Source organism: Gammaproteobacteria bacterium, assembly GCA_013001575.1.
Lineage (GTDB): Bacteria > Pseudomonadota > Gammaproteobacteria > Steroidobacterales > JABDMI01 > JABDMI01.
The window spans coordinates 1-11004 of the sequence record JABDMI010000038.1; the positions used below are offsets into that span (position 1 = coordinate 1).

The window sequence follows — 11004 nt, forward strand, 5'->3', positions numbered from 1 at the left end:
TTGAGTTTAGGCTTGGGCGCTTGTGCCACTGATCCTTATGAAGATGGCGCTTATCGCTCGAGTGGCGGTGCGGTATACGGAAGTGTTTACAAAGGCACAGGCAGCCACGACCCTTACTACGATTCACATTACGATACTTATCGTGACCCTTATTACAGCTCGAATTACGACCCGTATTACGACGCCTATTACGACCCGCATTACAGCCGCTTTGTGGGCTATTACTACGATCCTTTCTACGGCTATTACTATCGCTATGGTAGTGGACGTTATGGCGCATACGGTGCATATCGTCGCGGTTACGGCTACTACTGCCCCTTGCATCGCAGTTATTTTTCACACACCCACTATCGTTCACATGACCATAGTCGGCATCATAATCAGGTGCGCTATCGTCACCGTGATCGTCTGATCGAACCCGATACCGGAGCCATATCCTCTAGCGATCGTCGTGCCCGCGGTGCGGCGGATCGAAATGACAGACGCGATAGCCGCCACAATCCCCGTCGAGAAGGTTTATCACAACGCGGTTTAGACGGAGTAGTACCAAGTCGCGAAAATGATCGTGCGCGTCGCCGTGCCCGTGAGCGTGACGGCCAGCAAGACCGAAGTTCCGACAATGAGAGCCGCCGGCAAAGGCACGAACAAGGTCCTGCGCCAGTGAGCAATCCGCGCCGCTTGCGTCATCGCCAGGATGACACAATACGTCCGGACCGCCGTGATAACAGTCAAGCCCGCGGAGCGCGAAGCAATGCAGAAAACACAACAGGTGCTCGTGCAGATGTAGTCGGTGCTGAGCACGCCCGCCGTCGCAGTAATGCAGAAATGGCGCGTGGCGCACGCAGAGCTGATGGTCAGCGTACACGCCCGGCCAGGTCGGCACCGCCGCCTCGCCAACAACGACCACAAAGTACGCCTCCGGCGCAGTCCACACCACGCGCTTCGGATCGCGAACAAAGTCGACCACAACGACGTCGTTCGCGTAACCGACAACTGCACTAATATTGGAAAACACGTTACACTGAAAGCCCGAGACACTCGGGCTTTTTTTATGTTCGACTTCTTTTATTTTGATTTTCGGCGAACTGTAATAGGTGAAAGACTGCATGGCTCATTTGGCTTGTCACAATCTGGACATTGTTGTTGGCGCACAAGGACGGCAAAAAACCTTATTGGAAAATTTCACGGCAATATTCGAGCCTGGCCAGGTGGTGTGTTTATTGGGTCAAAATGGCAGCGGTAAAACCCGCCTGTTACATACTCTGGCTGGTCTTGAAAAGACTACTCAGGGATCAATCCGGCTTAACCAAAAGGAGCTTGGACTTTATTCACGTAAGCATATCGCGCAACTGCTGGGGTTGGTAACCCAGGCACACGAAGATCCTTTTCCAATGAGTGTGTTCGCACACGCATTATCCGGTCGACACCCATACCTCGGATTATTAGATTGGGAAAGCGCATCCGACAAGGAACTCACGACAAGTGCTTTGCAACAAGTGGAATTACAACTGCAGGCCGAGCAAGACGTACAAACCCTGTCGGGCGGCGAACGCAAACGCCTGGCCATTGCGCGTATTCTGACCCAGGATCCCGATATTATTTTATGGGATGAGCCTACCAATCATCTCGATCCGGCACATCAAAAACAAACCATTGAACTTATTCTGGATCTCAAACTAAAGAACAAAACCCAGGTGGTCGCTTTGCACGATGTGAATCACGCTGCACACATCGCAACCCACATACTGTATTTAATGGACGACGCGCAATGGTGTTTTGGCAAGGTGGACGAGATGCTCAGTCTGGAAGCCTTGCAGAATGTGTACAAAACCGGGTTTCGCAAACTCTCCGATGGAAAACAACAATATTTCGCAGTCGTTTAAACAAACTGCTTTGCTTGATCAAGCGTAGTTGATTTCTCGTAACAACTCTTCGTGCAACAATCCATTGGTTGCCAGCAGATGGGTGGTTTGCAGTCCGACCGGAGCACCATCCAGTTGTGTAACCCTGCCACCGGCAGCTCGCACGATCACGCTTAGCGCCGCGATATCCAGAATGTTCAGATCCGATTCGATCACGGCATCAATTTTCCCGGCGGCGAGTAAGTGGTAATGATAAAAATCACCATAACCGCGATTTCGACTAACCCGACTGATGACCTTGCCGAGATTATTCCATTGTGGCTTTTGTGAAATGCTGCCGAGATTGCCAGTGGATAAAGCCGCTTTTTCCAAAGTCTCAATTTTGCTGACCTGAATTTTATTTTCATTCAATTTTGCGTCTTGACCTTGAATGGCATAAGCAATTTCTTCAAATTGTGGTGCGCTGGAAACCCCAAGAACCAATTCGTCCCCATTACTTGAACGCTGCATAAGTGCGATCTGAGTAGAGAAAAAAGGATATTCACGCACAAAACTTTTGGTTCCATCGATGGGGTCAATCAACCACAAAAACTCGGAATCCATGGCTTGTTGGCCAGTCTCTTCTCCGTAAAAACCATCTTGCGGGAAAGCATCTAACAAAATTTTTCGGATGACTTTTTCAGACTCTATATCCGCCTGGGTGACTGGCGAGGCATCGGATTTTAGTTCAACTTCGAGTTTTCCGGCTAGCTGGATGTCGTAATAGTGACGTATAACCTCGGCGGCCGCAGTTGCCGCTTGTTTGGCTTTAATTAGTCGGGATTCCAGCGCATTCATGTAATTTTCCAGGCGATTTTTGATTTTAAAGACGCGCATTATCGCACATGCTGCGCAACTGATTCAGATTCCACTTGACCTCGAGCATTTCAGGCTTAGAATGCGTGGTTCAGGTGTTTCGGGTTTCGCCCGAACATGGGAAGCTGGTGAGACCATGGGACAATTCCCTAGGGTCAATTCCGGCACTGCCCCCGCAACGGTAATTGATTGCGGCTTGCACGTTTACCCCGGTAAACAGTCACTACGTCGAACACGTGGGAAGGCGCAAGCTATCGATGTCATGTCGAGATCATAAGTCCGGAGACCGACCTGTACCCTTATTAGTCCGAACGCGGGTGGCGTTTACAGGCTGTAACTGATCACTCGCCCGGGTAATCACTTCTGCCTCTCCTCCATTGTTCCGGATCTATTTACGAATAGTTCGTTAACCATGGAAAATACATGTCTACACAAACACCACATGCATCGCATGCGCGCCATCTGACAGCTCTGTTAATAGGTTTTATTCTCTCCTTGAATACTGCTTTGGTCGCAGACGAGGTTGAAGATGACATTCTGGTCACTGCTACACGTAGCCAAAAATCTCAACAAGACGTTCTGGTTGCCACAACCGTCATCAACCGCGAAGAGATCAAAAACTCAGGCGCCAATGATCTGGCCGAAATTTTACGTTTTGTGGCTGGAATCGAAATTGGACGTAATGGCGGGCCCGGACAAACCACCTCGGTATTTATGCGTGGCACAGAATCCAATCACACACTGGTACTAATTGATGGGGTAGAAATGAACCCAGGCACCATTGGTGGTGCTGCCTTGCAAAACATAAATCCGGATATTATCGAACGGATCGAAATTGTTAAAGGGCCGCGCTCGGCGCTGTATGGATCAGAAGCAGTCGGAGGTGTGATAAATGTGATCACGCGCAATGCCCAACAGTCCAGTATTAACACCAGCCTGAGCTATGGCAGTTTTGAACACAAACAGGTCTCGGCCAGTTCAACCTACCGCGATGAAGGCCGGTTTGCGAGTTTTACTCTGGCCTGGCAAGATACCAACGGTTTTGCCAGCTTACGCAACCAGACGGAAAAAAGTGCGCATAATAATCTCAGCCTGAATCTACAAGCGGGTTTGCATGTGTATGCACAGGAGCTTGAATTCAAACACTGGCAAGCCAGTGGAAACACCAAATATTATGGATTCGATACACTGAATTTTGTTACCGCACCACTTGACCAGGACTTTCAAAATTCGGTCACCGCACTGGCGGTCACCTCCAATTTGAGTGACAACTGGCAAAGCCAAGTAACACTTGCCCAGGCCAATGATCTGATCGAGCAGAATCAACTGGATTTTTTCTTTTTCCCCGAACCCCAAAAAGACCGAGTTGAAACCGAACGCCTAAGCGTAGATTGGCAAAACTCCATCCAGGTGAACAATTATGAAATTATTGCCGGCGCCTATTTTGAACGCGAAGACGCCGACTCCTTGTCGTTTGGAAGTGCCTTTTCCGACCCTACAGAAGCAAAAGCACTTTACGCCAGTATTGATGCACCACTGGGTGATATTCAAAGCAATCTAGCCATGCGTTACACCGACCATGAAACCGCGGGTGATCAATTGAGCTGGAACATCGATCTTGGCTACTCTATTACTGGCAATTTAAAAACCGGTTTAACCTCAGGACGCGCCTTTCGCGCACCGGACGCTACTGACCGTTATGGCTTTGGCGGCAATCCGGACCTCAAGACCGAGGAGTCCACCAGCATAAGCGCGCATCTGGATTGGCAAACTCATTATGGCGGTTTCAAGCTTGAAATCTTTCAAACCAAAATTGATGACTTGATCGAATCTGTGAACATTGACCCGGTCAACTTTATTTTCCAGAATATCAATATCGCCGAAACCGAGATCAAAGGGATCGAACTTGCCCATAAAATTCACTTGGGCGCCTGGAACCTCGACACTACTGCAACAATGCAAAGCCCGAAAAATACGTTTGATGACTCACTGCTATTGCGCCGCGCGCGGCGTACTTTAAGCACGCATGTACGTCGAGACTTCGCAGCGATTAACTTTGGCCTGCAGTTGCTTGCCAGTAGTGAGCGTGCCGACATCGATGCAGTGAGCTTTGCACCGGTACTCAGTGGCGGTTATGTCCTGGCCAACATGACGGCTGCCTGGCAACTTAACGACAATCTCAGCTTATTTGGAAAAATTGATAATCTGCTGGACACCGAATACGCCACGGCGGCCGGATACCGACAAGCTGAACGCAATTATCAGTTAAGCTTACGCATGGAATATTAATATTCCTGGCTTCAACCACGGGAACAAGCATGGGCAATCGATTAAGTAAAATTTACACCCGCACTGGTGATGCCGGCACCACCGGACTGGGCGATGGCGAACGTGTGAGTAAAGACTCTGTTCGAGTAGAAGCTTATGGCACAGTGGATGAATTGAATTCCCTGATTGGGCTGTTACTGGCCAGTAAAAACCTTGATGCGCTAATGCGTGATGCCTTAACCGAGATCCAGCACGACTTGTTCGACCTGGGCGGTGAATTGTGTATTCCGGGTTTTGTGTTGATCAAACCGGAGTTCACCCAACGTCTTGAAAACACTCTGGATGAATTTAACCAGGACCTGCCTGCCTTAAAAGATTTCATTCTGCCTGGCGGAGGCGAAGCCGCTGCGCGCTGCCATGTGGCCAGAACTGTATGTCGGCGCGCTGAACGCCGAATCTGGACTTTAATTAATCTGGAAACCTCGCTCGCTGAGAACAACGAGCGGGTGAATCCGGAAGGCGCAAAATATCTCAACCGCCTATCGGATCTGTTATTTGTCATGGCCCGGGTATTGGCCCGACAAGAAAGTGGCTCGGAAGTGTTGTGGAAACGCGGTAAGCAACCTAAAGACAGCTAATCTGGATTAATTTTTTTCCCGCCACACATCCAGTGTAGTGCAAATATTTTTACTCCCATCCAGCATGCGTAAACTTGCGCGTGCAACTTCATCGGCTGACACACTGATAATATTCTCTACTTCGATCAAACCACCTGCTTGCCACTTTTCACGTACAGCATTCAGCATTTCATGCGTAGTCAGTATGGCATCAGGATTTGCAGCCAACACGGCCTCGGCACTAACCGGAGCAGCTATACTGCCCAGGTTTGCAAACACATTTTGAGCACCACACAGGTTCAGCATTTCACTGATCACATGCGTACCATTCACGGTGTATAAAGGGTCGGGAGAGATCTGGTAAAAAATTTTCAGGTTTTTTTTACTCGAATATTTCTGGTGTAATTGTTCCAGTCCTTGTCGATATTTTATGCCTAGCTGTTGAGCTTTTTCTTTACCACCAATACGCTCGGATAAGGTCATCAACTGTTCTGGAAGTTCGTACAAAGACGGGTTCTCCAAGGCCAGAACCGGATAATTCTTGCGTTGCAATTCGTCTATGATGTGTTGTGGATTACCGTTTTGCCAGGCAATGACCAGATCCGGTTGATACTCATGCAGTTTTTCCCAATCCAGACGAAAAGCATCGCCGATACGCGGCAGGGATTGCGCCGCCTGAGGATAATCACTGTATTCAACTGTGGCCTGCAACTTATTTTGCAGACCGAGTGAATACACCAGTTCAGTTAAATGTGGCGACAGTGTGACGATGCGTTGTGGATAGGCGTTCTCCGGACTCAACAAACTCTGTTGCAAACGGGATTCACTGACCTGTTTTTCGCCACAAGCGAGCAAGGCGCAGACAAGACATAGTTGAAGCAGACGTAAAGCAATTTTTGCGGTCAACGCAGAGCGCCCCCGAGGGTCAGCAAGGCGATGATTCCGGTCCAGACCATAAGACTGCGCATGACCAGTTGCAGCGCGTCATCAGTACAGGTTTTGGCCACATCGGGATCTGACAAGCTCAGTGCATCCGGCGTTTGCAAGGCCGCAGTCCCGGTCTGGATCATGACCTGCTGATTACGCGCATACAGGTCATCATTCGGGGTGTAACGAATATTACGAAAAGCTTGCATGGAGTTTTGATAGTCGCCGGTCAGGACGTAGCACAATGCAGTCATACGTGCCGGGACCCAACCCAGAATTCCCTGCCATTGGCGAAACACTTTATTCATTGCCATTGCGGCGGCAGCAACCGGTCTTTCAGTTTGTGAGAAGCGGTAACTTTCACGGCGAATGGAATTGCTTACCCGAAACAATGCAGCGCCAACCGGTCCGAGAACCAAAAACCAGAAGATCACAGCAAAAAACCGCTTATTACCTTGCGCCAAAATACCTTCGGTAACAACACGCGAACAGGCTTCCAGTTTACTGTGTTGGCGGATCTCGGTAAGTGGCATGGCCGCTTCGAGTAAAAGTAATTCCTGCTCGGCTGAGTCGTCGACGGTCTCCAATGCATCTTGATAATCTTCAACATCGCTCACCAGGTCATGTGGACCAAAAGAGAAAAACAACACCACCACTGAAAAAATCAAGCGTAATAATCCGTGCTCACCGCTAAGCAGCCAATAATCGACCAAAGCAATCGGCAAAATACTTAAGATCAACATGAGTACCAGGATCAGGTAATCCTGGTGTTTGTTTTTTCCGAACACTTTGAACCATGGCTCTATGAACCGCTGGGCAAAACGCGGTGCGCGTAAATGGAAAAGACGCGTAGCAGTGTATTCCAGAAATATACCAATGAATAAAGCGAGTAGATTCATAATGCTTCCTGTGCGTAAGGTTTTGCGGTCAATCGATTCCAGTCAAAACCCGGACCGGGATCTGTTTTTCGACCCGGTGCAATATCAGAGTGACCAGCAATTCGCTTCCATGATAATGAAGTATAGCTATGACATAAAGACAAAATTAACTCATTCAGACTTGTGTATTGTGCATTTGTGAATGTATCCCGGTCACAACCTTCAAGCTCGATCCCGATACTGAAATCATTACAGCCTGTACGCCCCTGGTATCTGGAAACCCCGGCATGCCAGGCGCGACAATGCAAAGGGACATATTGTGTAACTGCGCCTGCGCGGTTGATGAATAAATGACTGGAGACGCGCAAATGTGCGATCTCGGCAAAATAGGCATGTGCCTGAGGATCCAGGCAACCACAAAACAAGTCATCGACAAAACCTCCACCATAAGTGTCGGGTGGCAAGCTAATGGCATGTATTACAATTAATTCAGGTAGCTCTCCTTGTGGACGTGCGTCACAAAATGGCGAGACTAACTGCCTGGCACTGGTGACCAGTCCGGAGGTAAGATTAATTGGATATTTCTGCATTGCATACTATGATAACCAATTCTTGTGTCAAACTTTGTTTAGATTATTTGTATAAACCATGATTCGACTGCATTTTTCCGGAAAACTGACTCCAAATTCACCCGTCCTACTGGATGCGGATGCGAGTCATCACCTGGCGCGCGTTATGCGAGCCAAAGTCGGCGACCATTGTGTGGTGTTTAATTCTGAGGCGGAGTATTTGGCAACTATCCAGAGCATTTCCGGGAAAAGCGTTGAGGTACTGATACAACAACAACGCGTAAATAATAACGAGTCAACACTGGCTATCACCTTGCTACAAGCGGTGACCCGACGTGAGCGTATGGACTATTCCATTCAAAAAGCCACCGAGCTTGGCGTGTCAACCATTCAACCAGTGCTAACCCAACACTGTGTGGTGAAACTGGATGCCGGAAAATCGGAAAAACGCATCAAGCATTGGCAAGGCATTGCGCGTCATGCCACTGAACAATCCGGGCGCTTGATGGTGCCCGGGATCAATCCTGTGTTGCCGTGGCAGGCAGCTTTAAATGCAGCAACTGTATTGAACTGCGACTTAAAAATGATCTTTGCGCTGCAAGCATCCAGGCCTTTATCAGACTTGCAAACGTCTATAAAAAACTCACAAAGCCCTTCGCACATTTGCCTGGCATTAGGCCCGGTAGGTGGATTTAGTGAGCATGAAGTACAGTTAGCCAAAGACCAGGGTTTTACTTCAATAAAGCTCGGGCCACGGATCTTGCGTGCAGAAACTGCCACTACCGCTGCCCTGACCGCTGTACAAATGTTGTGGGGAGATCTGAATTAGCTTGAAAAGGACTTAACTTTTCAATTGAGCGGCTTACAACTGTTGCAGAATTTTTTTCTCAATGTATTCAAGATTTGGAATCTGTGGTCGATCATTGAATAATTTCAATTGCGAAATAATCGGACAATTATCCGGGAATTTTGCTTCAGCATCTACCCCCAGATCTTTTTCCTGAATCCCGATAAGTTGTGGAAAACCTTCTACATACATTGCGTATGCGTTATGCGGCATTTCTTTATCAAGAGCGGTCATGATCGCTACCCGGGTGCGCGAATTGACTTCGGGCATTTCTTTTCCACACAAGCCCTCAAACGAGATCATTGGTATTTTATTATTTTGCCAATTGATGGTACCCGGCAACCAATCCGGCGCATTCTCGATCGGCTCGGGTTTGGAATATCTCACAACTTCGCGTACTGCGGTACGCGGTAACAACAAACGTTGCCTTTGAATAGGAACAAGTAAAGCGTAAATTTCGTTAGCGCTAGTCATGGATCAGGCATTGAACTCCTGCAAATGTGGCTGAAGAGCACCCAGTAACTGATCCTCACGGTAGGGCTTGCCCAGGTAGTCATCCACCCCGATCTCCATAGCCCGATTGCGATGTTTATCACCGGTGCGTGAGGTGATCATGATGATTGGTATGTTTTTGGTACGCTCATCTTTACGCACGTGTTCGGCCAGTTCATATCCATCCATGCGTGGCATTTCGATATCCATCAGAATAAGGTCTGGTAAATGTTCTTGCAAAATATTCAGTGCATCAAGACCGTCGCGTGCGGTTAGAACTTCCATTTTATTACGTTCCAGCAAGCGTTCGGTAACCCGACGCACCGTGATCGAGTCATCAACCACCAAAATAAGTGGCTGGGTTGCTTGTGGAACAATCGCCTCGGTAATCTTGATGTCTTGCAATTTAACGCCCAGCAAGGCATCAAGGTCAAGAATAATCACGATGCGTCCATCACCCAGAATAGTCGCGCCGGAAATTCCATTAATTGCCGCGATCTGTGGACCTACCGGTTTAATGACCATCTCGCGACTACCGATCAACTCGTTAATGACCAGTGCGGCATGGTGATCGCCACCAGTAACCATAATCACAGAGTGTTGTTGTTCATCCGGGTCAAGTGCAACGTTTGCAGCACCAACGAGCTGGGCCAGAGTTTTCACATCGTACTGGCGACCGGCGTATTCATAAACCGGATTATTACTGTCGAGTAACTGTTGCAGTTCACGGAATGACATTTTGGCAACGCCATCAATTTTATGAATTGGGATTGCGTAGTTTTCTTCGCCACTGCGTACCAACAGGGCATGATTAATCGCCCTGGTGTAGGGCAAACGCATCAGGAAACGTGTGCCTTTGCCGGCTTCAGTGGTGATTTGCAAGGAGCCACCCAATTGCTTGATCTCGCTGGCTACTACGTCCATGCCCACACCGCGACCAGCGCTCTGGGTCACGGTTTTGGCAGTTGAGAAACCGGAGTTAAGGATCAGGTTGGCAAGGTCGGCATCACTGGCTTCTTGCTCAGGGTGCAGCAATCCCAGACTGATGGCTTTTGCGTGGATGGCTTCAAGATCCAGACCGGCACCATCGTCTTCCATTTCCATTAAGAGTTGTGCGCCTTCACGATTTAAACGTAATTCAATCGAGCCCTCCGGATCCTTACCGGCCTTCTCTCGCCCTTCCGGTGATTCAATTCCATGCACAACCGCATTCCGGATCATATGCTCCAGTGGCGCTTGCATTCTTTCAATGACCTGGCGATCGATCTCGCTATCGGCACCAACCACATTGAGCTCGACTTCTTTACCGGTCTCATTAGCAATCTGTCTGACGATCCTTGCGTAACGTGGCGCGTATTTGGCAAACGGGATCATGCGTACCCGCATCAGATTGTCTTGCAGGTCGGTCATAACCCTGGACTGCTGCAACAGCAAGGATTCAGTTTCACGGAACTGGTTTTCCAGTAAGGTCTCCAGACTTTGTAAATCGTTTACTGATTCAGCCAAAGCACGTGAGACTTGTTGCACGTTTGAATAGCGATCCATTTCCAGCGGATCAAAATCACTGTGCTCGCTCTCTTCGCGGTGTTGATACAAAATGGTGGCCTCGGTTTCGATTTCCATTTTGCGTATTTGTTCACGCACCCGTTGAACGGTACGAGCCAACTCGGCCAGGTTGAGGTTGGCATT

Annotated in this window: 11 protein-coding genes and 1 riboswitch; of the genes, 5 read left to right on the top strand and 6 right to left on the bottom strand. The window is 48.7% G+C overall.

What is annotated here, in order from left to right; genetic code table 11:
* Positions 1–1002, top strand: a 1002-nt coding sequence (locus HKN88_03625; GenBank protein NNC97144.1) for a hypothetical protein, incomplete at its 5' end; no start/stop codon positions are given.
* A gap of 104 nt (positions 1003–1106) precedes the next feature.
* Positions 1107–1883 (top strand): ABC transporter ATP-binding protein, encoded by a 777-nt coding sequence (locus HKN88_03630; protein ID NNC97145.1) that lies wholly within the window; start codon positions 1107–1109, stop codon positions 1881–1883.
* 18 nt (positions 1884–1901) lie between these two features.
* Here the strand turns inward: HKN88_03630 and HKN88_03635 are convergent, their stop codons facing one another.
* On the bottom strand, positions 1902–2699 hold the full coding sequence (locus HKN88_03635) for an inositol-phosphate phosphatase (GenBank protein ID NNC97146.1): 798 nt from the start codon (positions 2697–2699) through the stop codon (positions 1902–1904).
* Between the two features lie 103 nt (positions 2700–2802).
* Positions 2803–3027: riboswitch (cobalamin riboswitch) on the top strand.
* A 113-nt stretch (positions 3028–3140) separates the two neighbouring features.
* Here HKN88_03635 and HKN88_03640 point away from each other — a divergent pair.
* Both HKN88_03640 and HKN88_03645 read left to right on the top strand, forming a co-directional pair.
* Complete coding sequence (locus HKN88_03640) at positions 3141–5006, top strand: TonB-dependent receptor (GenBank protein ID NNC97147.1); 1866 nt, start codon at positions 3141–3143, stop codon at positions 5004–5006.
* A 29-nt stretch (positions 5007–5035) separates the two neighbouring features.
* Complete coding sequence (locus tag HKN88_03645) at positions 5036–5623, top strand: cob(I)yrinic acid a,c-diamide adenosyltransferase (GenBank protein NNC97148.1); 588 nt, start codon at positions 5036–5038, stop codon at positions 5621–5623.
* Positions 5624–5629: 6 nt separating this feature from the next.
* Here HKN88_03645 and HKN88_03650 read toward each other — a convergent pair whose 3' ends face one another.
* Genes HKN88_03650 through ampD form a run of 3 tightly spaced genes read right to left on the bottom strand, consistent with a single transcriptional unit; the run spans position 5630 to position 7997 of the window.
* Positions 5630–6508: an ABC transporter substrate-binding protein gene (locus HKN88_03650; protein ID NNC97149.1), complete on the bottom strand. Its 879-nt coding sequence runs from the start codon at positions 6506–6508 to the stop codon at positions 5630–5632.
* Complete coding sequence (ampE, locus tag HKN88_03655; protein ID NNC97150.1) at positions 6505–7428, bottom strand: regulatory signaling modulator protein AmpE; 924 nt, start codon at positions 7426–7428, stop codon at positions 6505–6507. Before ampE ends, HKN88_03650 begins: the two co-directional genes overlap by 4 nt.
* Positions 7425–7997: a 1,6-anhydro-N-acetylmuramyl-L-alanine amidase AmpD gene (gene ampD, locus HKN88_03660; GenBank protein ID NNC97151.1), complete on the bottom strand. Its 573-nt coding sequence runs from the start codon at positions 7995–7997 to the stop codon at positions 7425–7427. Before ampD ends, ampE begins: the two co-directional genes overlap by 4 nt.
* Before the next feature lie 58 nt (positions 7998–8055).
* Between ampD and HKN88_03665 the strand changes: the two genes are divergently transcribed.
* Positions 8056–8805 carry a 16S rRNA (uracil(1498)-N(3))-methyltransferase gene (locus HKN88_03665; GenBank protein NNC97152.1) on the top strand — a complete coding sequence of 250 codons (750 nt, stop codon included), beginning with the start codon at positions 8056–8058 and terminating at the stop codon, positions 8803–8805.
* A gap of 33 nt (positions 8806–8838) precedes the next feature.
* On the opposite strand, the gene HKN88_03670 is transcribed toward HKN88_03665, so the two are convergent.
* Complete coding sequence (locus HKN88_03670; GenBank protein NNC97153.1) at positions 8839–9297, bottom strand: chemotaxis protein CheW; 459 nt, start codon at positions 9295–9297, stop codon at positions 8839–8841.
* Positions 9298–9300: 3 nt separating this feature from the next.
* Positions 9301–11004 (bottom strand): response regulator (locus HKN88_03675; protein ID NNC97154.1); only part of this gene is annotated, 1704 nt, incomplete at its 5' end.

Coding starts and splice junctions, on each gene's coding strand:
- HKN88_03635 (NNC97146.1), bottom strand. CDS start 2,699: ATGAATGCGCTGGAATCCCGACTAATTAAAGCCAAACAAGCGGCAACT.
- HKN88_03630 (NNC97145.1), top strand. CDS start 1,107: ATGGCTCATTTGGCTTGTCACAATCTGGACATTGTTGTTGGCGCACAA.
- HKN88_03665 (NNC97152.1), top strand. CDS start 8,056: ATGATTCGACTGCATTTTTCCGGAAAACTGACTCCAAATTCACCCGTC.
- ampD (NNC97151.1), bottom strand. CDS start 7,997: ATGCAGAAATATCCAATTAATCTTACCTCCGGACTGGTCACCAGTGCC.
- HKN88_03670 (NNC97153.1), bottom strand. CDS start 9,297: ATGACTAGCGCTAACGAAATTTACGCTTTACTTGTTCCTATTCAAAGG.
- ampE (NNC97150.1), bottom strand. CDS start 7,428: ATGAATCTACTCGCTTTATTCATTGGTATATTTCTGGAATACACTGCT.
- HKN88_03645 (NNC97148.1), top strand. CDS start 5,036: ATGGGCAATCGATTAAGTAAAATTTACACCCGCACTGGTGATGCCGGC.
- HKN88_03640 (NNC97147.1), top strand. CDS start 3,141: ATGTCTACACAAACACCACATGCATCGCATGCGCGCCATCTGACAGCT.